Below are 17,189 nucleotides of genomic sequence, written 5' to 3'. Positions count from 1 at the left end.
CTGGTGCCTCTCGAATCTCGGTGACAGCACTCCCCGGATCATGAAAGAACAGGGGGAGTGAATCATGCCGAGACCGACAGGCCAGCAACCCCAATTCTTCCTCAATGAGTCCGTTTAAGGGGCTAGTTAAAAGGTAACGGGGGGGATTCCCCATCCGCCCCATCCGCCCCGCACATCGGGTGCCGCTTCGGTCTTCGGGTCAGACTCGATGCATGCGGCGGACGTTGTCCCGCACGACCTCGTGGAGGTCGCCGTTGTGGGCCGAGGCCACCTTGTGCTGCCACTGGTAGCCGGCGCCGCCGATGATGATCCGCTTGACGTCCTCCAGCTCGGCACTGCAGCCAAGCTTCTGCGCCACGGGAGCCAACCGCTCGAGTTCCTGGAGCAGGTGTTCAGTTACGAGCATCTCGTCACCCGCTGCGTTGAGGATGATGATCGCATCCATGCCGTACCGGGCGGCGCGCCACTTGTTCTCGACGCGGAACCACGGTGGCATCACCGGGATGGTTCCACCGTTGTCCAGAACGGTGGACATCTCATCGACGAGGCATTGAGTCAGTGCGGCAATCGCGCCGATGTCCTGCAACGAGGACAAGCCGTCGGAGATGCGCATTTCAACGGTGCCGAAGCGGGGGACGGGGCGCACATCCCAACGGATCTCGGACAGGTCGTCAATCACACCGGTGTGCATCATGTCAGCCACGTAGGCCTCGTACTGTTCCCAGGTGGGGAAATGGTATGCGATCCCTGCGGTGGGAAGCTGCTGGAACATCAAGGCCCGGTGCGAGGCGTAGCCAGTGTCCTCCCCGCCCCAGAAGGGGCTAGAAGCGCTCAAAGCCTGGAAGTGCGCCTGGTAGTTGGTCAGGCCATCAACGATCGGCAGGGCCTTGTCGCGCGAATCGATCCCGACATGGACATGCACCCCGTAGATGACCATCTGCTGGCCCCACCACTGGGTGCGGTCGATCATCTTGGCGTAGCGGTCCTTGTCCGAGACCGGCTGCAGCTTGGGCGGAGCAAAGGGATGTGACCCGGCGGAGTATAGGTCGATGCCCATCGGGTCGGTGACTTCACGCACGGCCACGAGGTTCTCATGGAGTTGTTCCTTGGCCGCTGCAACGGTTTCGCATACACCGGTGACGATTTCCACGGTGTTCAGCAGCAGCTCCTGCTTCACGTGGGGGTGTTCCTCACCGACAGCCAGTGAGCCGTGCCGGAGGTTCAATTCGGCAAGCACTTCCTCGGCAACCGACCGCAAGTCGCAGGTCTGGCGATCCACCAGTGCTACTTCCCACTCCACCCCGAGGGTGGACTGGCGTGATGATGCGAAATCTATGTGCACCGAACCTCCATGATTCATGCGGACTAGCCACCCAACGTATTTCCTCCCGACAGTCTATCGAGCGAATGCACATCGATGGCACCAGTGCCTCAGGACCCGGTGAGACGCCGGGAACCAAGCCGGTGCCACTGCGCCCGCGAGCAGGCGTGGCTAGTTTAGGGGTTCGACCTCGATGACCAGGCGTTGCTCCCCCACGCGGGTGAGGATCAACGTAGCCTTGTTCTTCGCCTCGCGGCCGGTGCCGGCCAGCAGGATCTTGCGCAATTCCTCTGGGGTGACGTCCATGCCGCGTTTCTTGATGTCAAGGACACCAATCTTCTGCGCCTTGACCCACGAACGCAGGTTCTTCACGTGGTAGGGGTGGACAGCCACGACCTTATATCCCTTGGCGAGTGGTGTCGCAACGGCCTCCGCGGAGCTGAAGTAAGCGATGTGCGGATCGATGAGGTGGCCACCGGTTGTCTTGAGCAGCTCGTCGATCAGGCCGGCACGGATCACTGCGCCGTCAGGTTCGTAGATGTATGAATCGATCTCGCCGACCGGGACCTCGCCGCGCAACGCGGCATCGGGATCGAAGTCCACTTCGCTGGTGAGTTCCACCGCGCCGTGGGCGCCGATGACCAACGCCGCGCGCCTGACGCCCTTGCGGGCCAGTGGGCCGAACCAGAGAGCGGCCTCGGTGACGTCCCCGTTGATCGATACCCACTGGACCTCGCAGTTCGCCGGGACCGCGGTGTGAGGCAGCCCCGGACCCATTTTCACACCCACGGCCAGCCCCTGATCCGCCAGCGACTCGACGAAGGACAGCGGTGGGCTGAAAGCCTCGGGATCGAAGATGCGCGAGGTGCCGGAGGTGTCGGTGGTGCGTCGGGCCGGATCGAGCCAAACCCCGTCGAACCCGGTGAGGTCGAAGGTCGTGGCATCGGCGTTGACCACGCGCGCCGTGGGCCATGGCATGAGGTTCAAGGTGGCTGCTGCTGCGGTGGTTTCATCCAATTCCACGGCGGTGACGTCGATCTCGGCGCTGGCCAGGGCGAGCGAGTCCGCGCCGATGCCGCAACCCAGGTCGGCGACCATCTTGATCGAGGCACGGGTGAAGCGCCGGGCATGGAGGCCCGCAAGTTTCAGGCGGGTGGCCTGTTCCAGACCGTCGGGGGTGAAGACCATTCGATCCGCGAAGGGTCCGAACTTGGTCCGCGCCTTGGATCGCAACTGCGCCTGCTGGACCACGGCGGTGACCAGCTCCACGGGGTGGCCAGCCTTGCGCAACGACAGGTTGAGGTTCAGCGCTGCTTCCTTGGTGCCGGCGGCGGAAGGGTCCACGGAGTTCAGCAGTTCCCATCCTTCGGGGGCCAACAGGATTGCCAGCTGGGATGCTGCGGCTTCGGAGCTTTGGTTTGCCATGCTTTCCAGCCTAGCGTTTTGTCTGCCGGACTTGTGATGCAACGAAACACGAGCCAACGTCAAATGTAGTCAAAGGTAAGAGACAACGATTTCTCGAGGGTTCAGACTAAAATGGAAAAAGCTCCGGCGCATCTGTTGGAAATACGTGTTCATTGCTTACCAAAGGTGACACTCGGTCACTTCGATTTGGCCACTTTGGTCTCTGGATATGGCCTTGAACAAAACGCCAAACAGGGGCAGGACGCAAGGAAATCCTTGGCAGCAGTCTCGTTCCATTTTCTGGCGAACCAAAGAGACACAAAATTGCTGATTTGCCTAGTATATTCACAAGAATATTTCCGGGCTAGTAGACCCCGCCGCGTTTGGTATGGTTTGTATGTTTGTGACTGGTTCTTTTCCAGGCGCACACAAAGTCCACATACTTCCAGGGGGAATTATTTATGGAGTCCGGAAAGACCGCGTCTTCTGACAGTAAAAGCATCAATCCATCGGTTTACTCGAGACCCGTGAGATACAGCCTGTTCGGACGCCTTTACATATTTGGAGACGCCCTTTCTTGGGTCATCGCCTTCCTCCTCGCGGCTTGGTTTCGCTTTGAACTGCAGATATCAGAACTGAACATTACTTCCCTGATTCTTGTTGGACTCGCGGTCGGAGCCGCGCATCTTGTAATTGGTGTCGCAGGGGGACTCTATAGACGCCTCAACTATGCAACATTCGATGAGATCAGGGCGCTCGCGCTCTACACGGCGTTCGTTGGAGCTGCCGCCACGGTCCTGCTTTTCGTCTTCGGCCTGAACTGGGATGTTCCTCGCAGTACTGCGCTGATCGCGACCCCTATTGCATTCCTTGGAATGTGTGGTTTCAGGTATGTTTCCCGCTCTATCAAGCATTTCAGGAATCGTCCTGGCGCAGATGCCAAGGTAACGATTCTCTATGGGGCCGGCTACCTTGCCGAGACAGTCATCCGTCGCATGCAATCCGATGGCGACTCAAACTTTCGCCCTGTCGCATTGATCGATGACGATCCTTCGAAAATGCGCAGGCACATCCGTGGCGTTCGCGTCATGGGAAATATCGACGCACTAAAGAAGGTGGCGGTTTCCACCGGCGCCACCGATCTGATCATTACTATCGGACGTGCTGATGCTTCCCTCATCCGCAGGATCTCAGAAGCCGCCAAGGACGCCGGACTCAATGCCATGGTGCTGCCATCGTTCGATGGAATCCTCGCTGGTAAGACCAATCTGTCAGATCTTAGGGATATCTCTATTGAAGACCTCATTGGGCGCAACCCCGTGGATACAGAAGTGGCATCGATCGCAGGCTATTTGGCCGGCAAAAAAGTCCTCGTGACAGGCGCTGGCGGATCGATCGGTTCTGAGCTATGCCACCAAATTTTGAAATACGCACCAGCAGAACTGATCATGCTTGACCGTGATGAAACCGGCTTACAAGAAGCACAATTGGGTACCGTGGGCCATGGCTTGCTCCATACACGCGATGTCGTGCTCGCCGATATTAGGGACATCGAAGCACTCACCGCAATTTTTGAAGACCGTCGTCCAGACGTAGTTTTCCACGCCGCGGCCCTCAAACACCTTCCCATGCTGGAGCAGTACCCCGATGAGGCATGGAAGACAAACGTCATCGGCACCCTCAACGTTCTCCAGGCTGCAAATCTGATCAATGTGGAGACCTTCGTAAACATCTCAACCGACAAGGCCGCGAACCCGACCAGCGTCCTTGGTCACTCAAAGCGCGTCGCCGAGAAACTGACCGCCTGGATGGCCAGCACAACGGATAAACCATATATTTCCGTTCGTTTCGGCAACGTAATCGGAAGCCGGGGGTCAATGCTCCCTACCTTCCGCCGCCTCATTGAAGCAGGCGGTCCTGTGACAGTTACCCATCCCGATATCACCCGCTATTTCATGACCATTCCTGAAGCCTGCCAGCTTGTCGTGCAAGCAGGTGGCATTGGGCGCGCCGGCGAAGTCCTGATCTTGGACATGGGTGAACCGATCAAGATCATGGACGTGGCTCAACAGATGATTGAGATGTCGGGGAAGGATATCGAGATTGTCTTCACCGGGTTGCGTGAGGGTGAGAAGATGCACGAGGTGTTGATAGGACAGAATGAAGTCGACACTCGGCCTTTCCACCCGAAGATTTCCCACGCCAGGGTAAAACCCATGTCACCTGAACAGCTGGACAAAGGCGGATGGGAACTTCGAATGGCAAATCAGTCGGACACTGCTGAAATGCGGGTAGCCGAATCTAAAACAGACAGCTTGAACTTGACGGGAAATCGACTGTGAACGACCGCATTTTTATGTCCTTGGCAGATGTTGGTGAGATCGAAGAAGAATTCGTCCTACGCGCCATGCGATCGGGCTGGATAGCGCCGCTTGGTCCTGACGTAGATGCTTTTGAAAAGGAACTCGCCGATAGAGTAGGCGTTGAGTATTCCGTAGCCTTGAGTTCTGGAACGGCTGCACTTCACTTGGCGCTCTTAGGACTCGGGATTGGCAAAAACGACATAGTTTTAAGCTCTACCCTGACTTTCGCGGCTACGGCCAATGCAATCGTCTACACGGGCGCAGAGCCGTATTTCATTGACGCTGATCCCGAAACAGGAAACATGGATCCGCAACTGCTTAGAGCGGCCCTTGAAAACCTCGCAGCCGTGGGGCGTCAGGCAGCCGCCATAGTTCCGGTGGATTTGCTCGGCAAAACGGTTGACTATTCGTCGATTCTGGAGATCGCCGCAGCGTATGGTGTACCCGTCGTCTGCGATGCTGCAGAGTCGTTGGGGGCAACGCACAATGGGCAAGCGGCAGGTTCATTCGGTCGAGCTTCCATCGTTTCTTTCAACGGCAATAAGATCATGACGACTTCCGGCGGCGGGATGCTGCTGACCAATGATGGCGAACTTGCATCTCAGGCACGTTATTTGGCAACCCAGGCACGTCAGCCTGTGGCTCATTATGAACATGTTGATATTGGCTACAACTATCGGATGAGCAATATTCTTGCAGCGCTTGGGCGCGCGCAGTTGAGTCGTTTAGACGCGATGATCCAAAGCCGTCGTGAGCTAAAAGAGCGCTACCGGTCTTATTTTGGCAACATTGACGGCGTGGAGATCTTTGGTGGGAAGTTCGATCGAGAAGATAACCATTGGTTGACTTCCATCTTGGTCGACTCATCTATAACTGGCTGGACTCAAGCACAATTTATGGATGCCCTAGCCCACGAAAACATTGAGTCCCGTCCATTGTGGAAACCAATGCACCTCCAGCCGGTATTCGCGGAAGCTCCCCGGCTCGTCAATGGCACTTCTGAGAAGCTTTTCGAGACCGGGCTTACTCTTCCAAGTGGATCGTCTCTGCTCGAAGAACAGATAGCGCGAGTGTTCATGGTCATCAACAAGTTTATTACTGACAAAAAAAGATAGATCTTTCCAGTGAGCTGCGACATTTCACATGAATAGTATCAACGATCAAATCTCAGTGACGCGAGAAAATGCATAGGGAGATCGCAAAGCCCAATGCGAATCTTGAGTCTTCATGCCATTCCTAGATTGTGCACGGTCTAGGTGATGGGACTGTGCCGCATCGGCTCGAGAATGGGGAAGGGACAGACCGAACGTTAAATACACCTGGAAACAAGAAAACCGCGGGGGTTCCGCGACTGACCACGGAGCAGACCGAAGTTTGAACGAAAAAATCATTCTGTCTGCAGCCGTTGTAGGCGAACTCGAAGACCATGCCGGCAACCGGGGAAGCACTACGAGTGTCACCACTCAGGTTACAACTACCCTATCGACTACTTTCTTTCCACTACGGTTGGAGGGAGCGGAACTCGTGCGCCTCGGTGGCAGGATGGGGACACATCGCAAGCTACATGGCCAGCCTAAGGATCTTTTCTCTCGTATCGATGAGGTCGAGTTCTTCCCTGCCGCGGATTATGAGGCAAAGTACTTCGGTTTGCGCGTGATTTCCAGCGACGAATCAGTAACTAAGCGGATCATCGAGGACCGATTATCAGCACTGGTGAGTAAAAACAACGTGGGCTGCGCAGTTGCCAAGTCGACACATTGCCAACCAAGACCCGCAAACTACCAGAGGGCGAACAACGATGTCGCAGGGAGACGGTTCGAGCAGTGCCTAGCTCTCCCGTGCAGCTCGTCGTTAGAAAACTGAAGTGCCAGCTCGTCGCCGATAGGATTTCGGAGTTTAGGGAGACACCAGCATGAGCATAAGAATACAAATTTACGATGTGGTCAAACGCGGCATCGATATATTTGGAGCGGGAACCGGACTTGTGGTGCTCTCACCCGTGATTGGTGCAGTTGCACTCGTCGTGCGTGCGAAGCTCGGTTCGCCGGTCCTGTTCAAGCAGGATCGGCCGGGACGCAACGGCAAAATCTTCACCCTCTATAAGTTTCGGAGCATGCTGGACGTCGACGAGACGAAGAATCTGGTGAACGACGAGGACCGACTCACAAGTTTCGGTCGGGTGCTTCGCTCGACAAGTGTCGATGAGTTACCTTCCCTGCTCAATGTGCTGCGTGGCGACATGAGCTTGGTCGGTCCGAGGCCTCTTTTGGTGTCCTATCTACAGCGCTACACGCCTGAGCAGTCTCGTCGCCACGAGGTTCGTCCAGGTGTCACCGGGCTCGCACAAGTGAGGGGGCGCAACGCTATCAGCTGGGACGAAAAGTTTCGATTCGATGTCGAGTACGTTGATTCGTGTAGTTTTTTTCTCGACGTGCAAATCATAGTGAAAACCTGCTTCGCAGTACTTAGACGACAAGGAATCACGCAGGCAGACCACGTGACTACGGCAAAGTTTGGTGAAGAAAATGACGCGTGACGCAGTGGTGATCGGGGCAGGAGGTTTCGGCCGCGAGACACTTGACGTGATCGAAGCATGGAACAGCAGTGCAGGCGGTGACTCATACAACGTGCTCGGGGTTATCGATGATGCCCCATCAACAACGAATATTGAACGTTTACGCAGAAGAGGGTATTGCTTTCTTGGCGGATTCGAAGTGCTCTTCGAATTACGTCTTCCGTTCGTGTACTTCGTCGGGATCGGTACCCCCTCTCTGCGAGCCCGCATTGTCGCTCGTTGCGACGAACAAGCTTGGCCAGCTGGCACCGTCGTACATCCCTCCGCTTCAATCGGGTCCGAAACTGAGTTCGGAGAGGGAACCATTATTTGCGGCGGCGTGCAAATATCAACGAATGTGCGGCTTGGACGCCATGTTCATTTGAACCCCGCTTCTGTGGTCGGTCACGACACATGTATAGGCGACTACAGCTCAGTGAACCCAGCAGCAGTCGTCTCAGGAGATGTCGCAGTGGAAGAACGCGTGCTGATCGGTGCCGGAGCTGTTGTACTTCAGCAATTGACCGTTGGTGCCGGCTCCACGGTCGGAGCCAACGCTTGCGTGACCAAAAACACTCCAAGGGGTTCGATTGTTGTTGGAGTTCCTGCAAAGCCCCGTCTGCGGGGCCTGTCCTCATGAAAATCCTGATCGTTAGCCAGTATTTCAAGCCTGAGAATGTGTCAATCCCGTCTGACATAGCCGAAGCACTTTCCGCGCAAGGGCATAGCGTCCGCGTTCTAACCGGCTATCCGAACTACCCTACGGGACATATCTTTCCCGGTTTCAGCCAAAAATGGCGACAGCGTTCAGTTGAGAATGGCATTGAAGTATGTCGTGTCCCGCTCATCATCAACCACTCCCAACATTCGCTCAAACGGATGCTGAACTACGTGTCGTTCGCATTTACTTCAGCTTCGGCTCGTAGTTTCGCTCGCGATGCTGATGTTATCTATGTGTACGCCACTCAAATGACTCCTGCGCTTGGCCCTTGGTTGTGGCGGATGACGGGTGGGGCACCTTATCTGCTTCACGTAGTGGATCTTTGGCCGGACTCCGTGGTGGGGTCAACCATTGTGGGTGGTCACCGTCAGGCTCAAGCCGTAGAAAGAATGCTAAATTTATGGATTGGCCGCGTATACAAACGTGCATCCATGGTTGTCGGTATCTCACCGACAATGGTCAAAACGCTCGTATCCAGGGGCCTCGATCCTCAACGCGTTGAGCTTGTATACAACTGGGCCGATAGTTTCCCAAATTCTCGAACTGTGCCGGAACCCAACCGCCCGATCTACGATGGCATCGATGTCGTCTACGCAGGAAATGTTGGGGAAATGCAGGACCTCGAAGTTGCAATTAGGGCTGTAGCGAAGGCCGCGGATTCTGGTGTGAGACTTAGCATCATTGGTGACGGGATCGCCAAGATTGGTCTGCTGCAGCTCGCGTATGAGTTGGGTGTCTCTAATGTACGATTCCGTGACCCTGTTCCCCGATCGCAGATGCCTGAAATCTATGCAGAGGCGGATTTTGCTCTTGTTAGTTTGAAAGACTTGGAGGTCTTTCGGGGTACCATTCCTTCGAAATTTCCGTCTGTTCTAGCTCATGGAATTCCCGCGATCACTACGGTTCAAGGTGATGTGCGTGCGATGAATGAACAGCATGGGTTGGGGATCGCTGCCGATGCGGAATCTGTGGACGACCTAGAACGCGCATTCAGAGAAGCCGCGGCTCTTGGATATGAAGAGCGAAAACTCATGGGTGACAGAGTTCGAAACTTCGCAGAAAGACTATTTACAAAAAATACTGCGATATCAAAGATAGAGTCGTTCCTTATAAGAATTGTTGAAGAAAGGCATATTGAGAAATGAATGAGACGTATGATGGAGCCAAGGTGCTCATTACTGGTGGGACCGGGTCGTTTGGACACACTGTTGCCCGGCAGTTGCTCGCCCGGGACATCGCAGAGGTACGCATCCTGAGCCGAGACGAGGCAAAGCAGGATTTCATGCGACGCGAACTCTCTGACTCTCGGCTGCGTTTCTATGTAGGCGATGTTCGTGATTTTGAGAGTGTGAACCGTGCGAGTCGAGATGTTGATTTCGTGTTTCACGCAGCAGCCTTGAAGCAGGTTCCATCATGTGAGTTTTTCCCGATGGAAGCAGTCCGAACGAATGTGCTAGGAAGCGAGAACGTGGTTCGGGCGGCGGAGCAAAACGAGGTTAAATCTGTTGTTTGCCTCAGCACTGACAAAGCCGTCTACCCGGTTAACGCGATGGGTATGTCCAAAGCGATGATGGAGAAAGTCGCGCAGTCACACGGATTGAATAACCCTAACGCGGTAACTACGGTTTCGTGTGTCCGGTATGGGAACGTTATGTACTCGAGGGGTTCAGTGATACCGCTCTTCATCAGTCAGCTAAAGGCTGGTAAGAATCTCACGGTCACAAACCCTGAGATGACACGTTTCATGATGTCTCTTGCGCACTCGGTTGAATTGGTGGAATTTGCGTTCCAGAATGCACGCCAGGGCGAACTCTTCGTGCGTAAGGCTCGAGCCTGCACCATCCGGGTTCTTGCGCAGGCATTGATCAATCTTTTTCAGACCAAGGCAGAGGTTGAGGTCATTGGGACCCGGCATGCAGAGAAGCTGTCGGAAGCACTGGCAACGCGCGAGGAGCTGTCACGTGCGCAAGACATGGGTGATTACTTCCGCGTAATTCCTGACAATCGTGATCTTAACTACAGCCTATATTTTGAAGAGGGCAATGTTACGCAGGGTAGCTACACGGACTACGATTCGCACACGGTCGAACGAATGAGTGTCCAGGATGTGGAAGAACTGCTATTGACATTGCCTGAGGTGTGTGCGGAGCTCAGCCACGCAGGTATTGGCTACCCCCGTTCGTCGCCGACTAAGATTGGACGCAACTAACTATGCGGTCAATTCTTGTCATCGGCGCCGGCGGCATGGCCGGCCACGTCATATCGACGTATCTCAAAGAGTCGGGTTCCTTCGACGTTTCGACACTCTCCGGGCACCACCGAGTGAGCGCCGAAACAACTTTGCTCGATGTGACGGACAATACAAAGTTCACTGAGTACTTGGATAAAGGTTCGTTTGACGTGATCATCAACTGCATCGGTTCCTTAGTTCAGGCGTCAGAAGATCGAAAAGATCGTGCAGTGTATCTGAACGCTTACCTTCCACATATGCTTGAGCAGCGCTATGCAGAAACTTTTACGAAAATCATCCATCTCAGCACAGATTGCGTTTTCTCAGGAGAAAACCCACCTTACCGGGAGGAATCGGTTCCTGACGGAGCTCTGTTCTACGATCGCTCTAAGTACCTGGGAGAGCTCGTAAACAACAAAGATCTCACTTTCAGGATGTCAATAATTGGTCCTGATTCGCAATCAAACGGTCTCGGTCTGTTCAACTGGTTCTTCGCCCAACACGACCGCATTTCAGGATACATCGGAGCAATGTGGAACGGTGTCACCACCATCACGTTAGCTCATGCCATCCACGAAGCCATAGAACAGGATCTAACCGGCCTGTATCATCTGGTTCCCAAAGGAAATATCTCAAAGTATGAACTGCTCAAGCTCTTCCAACGAGTCTTCCGTCGGGACGATATTACGGTCACCCCGAAGGATGTCGCGTCGGCTGATAAAACTCTACTCAGCACCAGAGGTGACTTCGATTTCACCATTCCTTCCTATCCAGAACAGATCGAAGAAATGCGTTCATGGGTCGAAGACCATTCCGCCATATACCCGCATTATTCAATGCCTTAGCAAGGATAGCCTTATGACAAAACGACTCAAGGTGATGACCGTCGTCGGAACTCGCCCGGAAATAATTAGACTCGCACCGACGATCACATTACTCGACCGACATGTCGATCATGTGCTAGTTCACACTGGCCAGAACTACGATTATGAGCTGAACGAGGTGTTCTTTGAAGACCTTGGGCTTAGACAACCCGACCACTTTCTGAATGCAGACACCTCTTCGCTTGGAACAGCTCTAGGAAGCATCCTCATCAAGACCGAGGAAATACTGACAGCTGAGCGTCCCGATGCTTTCGTTGTGCTGGGGGATACCAATAGCTCTATCTCAGCGCTGATGGCCAAGCGAATGAAAGTTCCCGTATTCCACATGGAAGCCGGCAACCGTTCATTCGATGAGAACGTACCCGAGGAGATCAATCGCAGGCTGGTTGATCACATTTCCGACTACAACCTTGTCTATACCGAGCATGCACGTCGCAACCTACTGGCCGAGGGGATTCACCCCTCGCAAGTTCTGCTAACCGGGTCGCCAATGAGAGAAGTGTTGGATCAGAACGCGGATCGGATTGCCGCGAGTGATGTGCTGGAACGACAAGGATTGGTGTCCAATGGGTATTTTTTGGTGAGTTTGCACCGCCAGGAAAACGTTGACAACCCGGAGCGTCTAGCTGAGGCGATCGAATCCCTACAAGCGATTCGGGCGGTTTACGGATTGCCGGTGCTGGTCTCCACCCACCCACGTACGCGTAACCGGCTAGAGGGACTTGGAGAAGATGAGAAGGACGGAATCGTATTCCATCCCCCGTTCGGGTTTCACGACTACATCAAGCTACAGCAGGAAGCTAAACTCGTGCTCTCTGACAGTGGGACCATCAGCGAAGAGTCGAGCATTCTAGGTTTTCCCGCAGTGACCATGCGAGACTTCATCGAGCGTCCCGAAGCCCAGGATGTCGGGGCGATCATTACCACCGGCCTACATTCCGACGCGGTCATGGACTCGGTGCGCATAGCGCTCGACTTTGATGCCCGGCGAAAATACTCACCAATCCCCGCAGAGTACGAAGTCATCAATACCTCTGAGCGGGTACTCGCTTTTGTTCGCTCGGCGGTGCACTCGCACTCGCAGCGCACGGGTCTTCGACGTGAAGAGTTCCACTAGACGTATGGCGGAGAGAGTGGAAGAAGAAGACCAAAAAAAGGCTGTAACTAAGGGTGGAATCCTCGCAACTGTCTCTGGCATCGTACGTTCTGGCCGAGTGTACTTCGGCATCACAACGAATGTGCTTTCCAGTGTGGGAAATTTCGCAATTAGCATCAGTCTTGCTCGCGTTCTGGGCATTTCCGAACTCGGCGAGTTTGCTGTCGCATTCGCGTTCTACGTCTTTTGCGCAGGTTTGATCCGAGCGGCCGTGTGCGAGCCTTTGTTAGCCATGAGTCCTAGTCGGCTAGCGTTATCGTCCGGATCGAATCGCGTTTCGCTTATCGGTTTTGCCTTCGCATTGTTGCTTGTTCCCTTCGGTCTAGTCTTCTCGATGCCGTACATTGCGATGCTAGGGCTTGCGCTTCCCGGGCTCGTCCTTTTTGACTATTCGAAATCGATGAACTTGGCCATGTTCGATCGTAAAATCTCTCTCATTCAGGAAAGTGTCTGGACTTTCGTCTCGATGATCGCGGGCACACTGCTTCTTCTGGATCGGATCACGGGATTCCAAGGATTCGTGATTTGGGCTGCGTCGGGTGCGGTTATTGGTTTTACGACCGTGCTTTGGCAGTCTTTCGGAATCCGTCCGACGTGGAACCTCGCTAAGAATGATACCCACAATGCACTCGCTTTCGGAGGGGACTACATTATTGGTTCTGGGGCTTCCCAGGTGAACTTCAACCTTATCGGCGTAGTTGCCGGTCTTGCCTCCGTCGGGTCGCTTCGCGCGGGTGGGACACTTCTTGGGCCAGTGTCGATCGTTATTGGAAGTGCACAAACCCTCGCCATTCCTTATTTAAGTCGCGGTATTGCCCATGGTGGTCGTGTGACGGCGTTGAGAGCGCTCGCGAGCACTTCGCTTATCGCCGTGTTGTCGATTCCGATCCTGGCGATTATGGCTTTCTTCCCTCCATTTCTGGGGGAGATGCTGCTCGGCGAAAACTGGGCGTATGCTGAGCCGGTCCTGCCGTTCCTAGCTCTAGAGATGGCCGCTATTGCAATGACAACAGTGCCTTTTGCCGGGTTCCGAGCTCTTCAAGCAGGGCGAGCAAGCGTGCTGATAAGGTTTAGCCTTGCTGTAATAAGAGTGACGACTGTAGTTCTCGCGGCAACGGTAAGCGGGGTGCTCGCCGCTGCGATTGCGATGGCTTTCACCAGCTGCCTGGGAGCGATTGTTTGGTGGAGCGGGTACCTATTTCAACTTCGAAGGAAAACGAGGACAGCAATTTGAATAGCCAATCGCCGAAAGTGGGCATCGTTGGGCTCGGTGAAGCCGGTAACCTCGGCGACGACCTGATTCTTATCGCCACTGTAGACGCTATCTACGAAGCCGATCCGGGGTCCGCAATCTCATTCCTTTCTTTTGGGCAAGAACTTGACTGGAGTAAGCTCGCCAAGGAACGTGGCTACCCTTCTACTCCGCTGCGCGTCCTAGCGAAGGCAGAGATCCCACTGTTGAGGCAGAACTCAACGTTGTATCGGGATCGGGACATAATTATATTCGGTGGTGGTGGTCTGATACAGACCAGCCATGATAAGAATCGTCCCTACAACTGGCTCAGCTACCTCCCAAAAACCGGTCAGGATGCCCCATATATTGTCGCAACAGGGCTGGGTATGGGTCCGATTTCAGAGGTCTGGAAAAGACGACTGAGGCGAATGGGTACACCGTTCGATTCTGCGTGGCTCAGAGACTCAGACTCTGTGGTTCTTTCACGGGAAGGACTTGAATGGCCTGGCGAAGAATGCCGTGATTTCATTGATAATCATTTTATTTCTTCCCTGTCTCTCCCTGGAGTTAATCGTCGCGCTGAAACCGGTCGGCTCGGTGTAGCGCTTCGAGCGTGGCCTAACTTTAGTGTTGACGATGCCGTTGAGCATATCGAATCGGTGATCCATCGCCATGAGTGCGAAGAAGTGGTGCTCTTCGTACTCGAATCAAATAAAGGACGGGGAACTGACGTTGACTTTAATGAAAAGATCGCTCAGCAGCTCAGCCTAATGGCACGCGTGCACGCATACGAGGCACACGAACTGATTGAGTTCCTAGATGACATGTCGAATGTAGATCTCGCTATATCGATGAAACTCCATTCCAGTGCAATTTGGGCGACGATGGGGGTACCGATGTATCCGGTCTTTTACGCGCCTAAGGTGGCAGCTCTTTTCGGGAGAAAGTACGAAGGTTTCGAAGTATTGGATGAAATCGTGCAGATTCGCACTGAAGTTGAGGACGTACCCAGAGCGCACCAGACGGTCATCGATGATCTGGGTAATCTGAAAAAGAAGCGTGATGCGGGAGGCAGTCGATTCTCTATGAAAGCAAAGTTTTATTACCAGTCAGCGAACCTAATTAGAGCAGTGGTGAGTAGAATTAGGTTGGGAATGTCTATCAAAAAGCGAGTAGCTGGATGAGTGTCCGAATCGCCTTGGTCGTTTCCGAATACCGGACGGAAGCGGCCCCGGGTGGCGGTGTTTCTACGGTGGCCGACTTCGTGTATTCCTCGATCTCATCCATGCCGGAGTGGGAAATTGAGATCTTCTCCCCAAGAATGTGGGGTGGAGCCCCGGAGAGCCAGCGCATCCTCGACCCACATAGTTGGCTTCGCGGGCCACAAATCCGTCATGGTGAAGTAGGCGGTGTGCCGGTGACCTACGTAGGTGCTGCTTTCGCCGAATTTGAACCGTTTAGATTCCGTTCCCGGCGCGTGCTCCGTCACTTGCTGTCTACATTTGATCTGCTAATAGTCGTTGCAGGAACACCGGCTGTATTTGAACAGGTCAGGGGCATTGATGTGCCAATCCTTGCGCAGGTAGCCACCACGATCGAGGTGGAGCGGGCACGGCTGGTCACACAGGGTGGTGTGCTCCGGCGTCTCTACTTCCGGCTGAACCGTAGACTGGCCTCGCGGCTAGATCGAAGCGGTGTCCGGATTCCCCAGCTCATTCTGGCCGAAAATCCGTGGATGGAGAGCTGGTGCAAAGCAAACGGTGCCAAAGACGTGCGTATCGAGCTGCCCGGCGTGGACACGGAGTTCTTCTCACCGCATGAAGATATGTCCCCACCGGAGGGTTCCGGTTACATCGTCTCGGTCGGCCAACTAGGAGACCCTCGGAAGGATTTTGGGCTGCTTCTTCGCGCTTATCATCATGCTGTCAGTCACCACGGGATCGAACAGCGGCTGGTGATCGCGGGTCGTGGCGGTCTTCCCTCGGACGTGTATCAAACACTGGATCGTCTCAATCTGGGCACGCGAGTGGAGGTGCGCGGTGACCTCAGTTCGACTGAGCTACGCGATACTTATCGTGGTGCCGATCTCTTTGCTATGTCATCCAGTGAGGAAGGGTTGGGCCTCGTGCTCGTTGAGGCGATTGCATGTGGAATTCCTATCGTGAGCACCGCCACTGAGGGAGCCAAGAGCGTCGTAGCTACTACAGGTGTCGGTGAGCTCGTCAGTTTTGGGGATGTTTTGGAGACCCGGCTGGGACAGGCCATTGCAGAGTTGGCCAATGCTTCGGAAGAACGAAAGGTGCAGGGAGAACGGTCTCGATTGGCAGCAGTTAAGCACTTCAGCTTGGAAAGCACGGGGGAGAAGTTTCGTAATGCTGCGGCCTCACTCATCTGAGGACCTATCTTATTGCAGCCGTGGAAAAAAACCGTGTAATGTTCGTTTCGCGACACAAATGACTGGCCATTCTCGCCCACAGAATAACTCGACTGAACCAATCACGGGTAGATAACTTGAAGAAAGCGCACGCGGGACAAAAGAAACGAACTATGTGGGGTTTGGCGAATCCCGTCGCTCTAGAAACAGAAACCCGAGGGATGGGTGGGCAAGGTACTCAAGCCCAACGAAGTTTGCAGCTTTATATCGGCGCTTCCCGACGGCCTTCACTCTGCTTGCCCCGTATATTCTGCTGATTCTGCCTCCAGCTGAACCCTAACGTCTGGTTTCTCATCGGTGTAGCTTCTCTCGCACTCACGGGCACGTTCGTTCCAGACCTTTTCGGTACGAAGCGGAGAAGAATCATGGTGCCGGTGAGTATTCGATGCTTTGGGGACCACCCGTTATTGCCGTAGGGGGCCACTGATATTGCCGTTGGGGACCAGCTGAATATTGGCTTCTGTGGGCTCCACCTGTGGTGCGGGTCAGCACCATCGACCGATAAGGCGAATGGCGTGGTTGAGCACCACTGCTGGTGTGTTTAAGCATCACCTGAAAGTTTCCTTCCACCGTGTGATGGTCACGTGGTGGAAGGAGTACCGGTAATGGTAGGGAAGATCAAAGTGAAGCTGGTGGTGCAGATGCGTAATCAGAACCTGTCGCGTCGAGCGATTGAGTCCGCCTAATCTATGACGGAGGTGCCAGTGGTTCCCCACCACGCCACCACTGGTTGGCAAATATGCCTAGGTGGTACGTCCATTCTGCTAAATAGCGTCTGAAGGTACTCATGTTCCGGCTTGTTGGTACTTCCGTTCTGCTCACACGGTACCGCTCGAGCACTTTTCATGATCATCTGATTTGATCGCCACACAACACGGTGCGGCGAGC

13 protein-coding genes are annotated in these 17,189 nt (G+C 54.5%); 11 read left to right on the top strand and 2 right to left on the bottom strand.

The genetic code is table 11. From position 1 onward, the window contains the following. Positions 1-199: 199 nt before the first annotated feature. Together ABEA12_RS11540 and ABEA12_RS11535 are read right to left on the bottom strand one after the other, a co-directional pair. Positions 200-1,342 carry a glutamate--cysteine ligase gene (locus ABEA12_RS11540; RefSeq protein ID WP_210100171.1) on the bottom strand — a complete coding sequence of 381 codons (1,143 nt, stop codon included), beginning with the start codon at positions 1,340-1,342 and terminating at the stop codon, positions 200-202. Positions 1,343-1,492: 150 nt separating this feature from the next. Next, a complete protein-coding gene (locus tag ABEA12_RS11535; protein WP_210100172.1) occupies positions 1,493-2,746 on the bottom strand; it encodes a class I SAM-dependent methyltransferase in 1,254 nt (417 codons plus the stop codon). Between the two features lie 440 nt (positions 2,747-3,186). On the opposite strand from ABEA12_RS11535, the gene ABEA12_RS11530 reads away from it, so the two are divergent. The 11 genes from ABEA12_RS11530 (at position 3,187) to ABEA12_RS11480 (ending at position 16,262) form a co-directional block, all read left to right on the top strand. Next, positions 3,187-5,067, top strand: coding sequence for a polysaccharide biosynthesis protein (locus ABEA12_RS11530; RefSeq protein ID WP_210100173.1), 1,881 nt, complete (start codon positions 3,187-3,189; stop codon positions 5,065-5,067). Beyond that, positions 5,064-6,203, top strand: coding sequence for an aminotransferase class I/II-fold pyridoxal phosphate-dependent enzyme (locus tag ABEA12_RS11525; protein ID WP_210100174.1), 1,140 nt, complete (start codon positions 5,064-5,066; stop codon positions 6,201-6,203). The genes ABEA12_RS11530 and ABEA12_RS11525 overlap by 4 nt, the downstream gene beginning before the upstream one ends. 797 nt (positions 6,204-7,000) lie before the next feature. After that, a complete protein-coding gene (locus tag ABEA12_RS11520; protein ID WP_210100175.1) occupies positions 7,001-7,624 on the top strand; it encodes a sugar transferase in 624 nt (207 codons plus the stop codon). After that, the gene (locus ABEA12_RS11515; protein ID WP_210102484.1) at positions 7,614-8,282 is read left to right on the top strand and encodes an acetyltransferase; all 669 of its coding nucleotides are present in this window, start codon (positions 7,614-7,616) and stop codon (positions 8,280-8,282) included. The genes ABEA12_RS11520 and ABEA12_RS11515 overlap by 11 nt, the downstream gene beginning before the upstream one ends. After that, positions 8,279-9,508, top strand: a complete 1,230-nt coding sequence (locus tag ABEA12_RS11510; RefSeq protein ID WP_210100176.1) for a glycosyltransferase family 4 protein — start codon at positions 8,279-8,281, stop codon at positions 9,506-9,508. Before ABEA12_RS11515 ends, ABEA12_RS11510 begins: the two co-directional genes overlap by 4 nt. Beyond that, positions 9,505-10,572, top strand: coding sequence for a polysaccharide biosynthesis protein (locus ABEA12_RS11505; RefSeq protein ID WP_210100177.1), 1,068 nt, complete (start codon positions 9,505-9,507; stop codon positions 10,570-10,572). Before ABEA12_RS11510 ends, ABEA12_RS11505 begins: the two co-directional genes overlap by 4 nt. 2 nt (positions 10,573-10,574) lie before the next feature. Next, positions 10,575-11,438: an SDR family oxidoreductase gene (locus ABEA12_RS11500; RefSeq protein ID WP_210100178.1), complete on the top strand. Its 864-nt coding sequence runs from the start codon at positions 10,575-10,577 to the stop codon at positions 11,436-11,438. A 13-nt stretch (positions 11,439-11,451) separates the two neighbouring features. Further along, positions 11,452-12,594, top strand: a complete 1,143-nt coding sequence (gene wecB, locus ABEA12_RS11495) for a non-hydrolyzing UDP-N-acetylglucosamine 2-epimerase (RefSeq protein WP_210100179.1) — start codon at positions 11,452-11,454, stop codon at positions 12,592-12,594. 16 nt (positions 12,595-12,610) lie between these two features. Next, positions 12,611-13,867, top strand: a complete 1,257-nt coding sequence (locus ABEA12_RS11490) for an MATE family efflux transporter (RefSeq protein ID WP_210100180.1) — start codon at positions 12,611-12,613, stop codon at positions 13,865-13,867. Beyond that, the gene (locus ABEA12_RS11485; protein WP_210100181.1) at positions 13,864-15,051 is read left to right on the top strand and encodes a polysaccharide pyruvyl transferase family protein; all 1,188 of its coding nucleotides are present in this window, start codon (positions 13,864-13,866) and stop codon (positions 15,049-15,051) included. Before ABEA12_RS11490 ends, ABEA12_RS11485 begins: the two co-directional genes overlap by 4 nt. Continuing rightward, positions 15,048-16,262, top strand: coding sequence for a glycosyltransferase family 4 protein (locus tag ABEA12_RS11480; protein WP_210100182.1), 1,215 nt, complete (start codon positions 15,048-15,050; stop codon positions 16,260-16,262). Before ABEA12_RS11485 ends, ABEA12_RS11480 begins: the two co-directional genes overlap by 4 nt. Positions 16,263-17,189: the final 927 nt, after the last annotated feature.

It is taken from the genome of Paeniglutamicibacter antarcticus, from assembly GCF_039544305.1.
GTDB lineage: Bacteria > Actinomycetota > Actinomycetes > Actinomycetales > Micrococcaceae > Paeniglutamicibacter > Paeniglutamicibacter antarcticus_C.
Note: the sequence above shows the minus strand (reverse complement) of the source record. Positions and strands in the feature narration are given on the sequence as shown.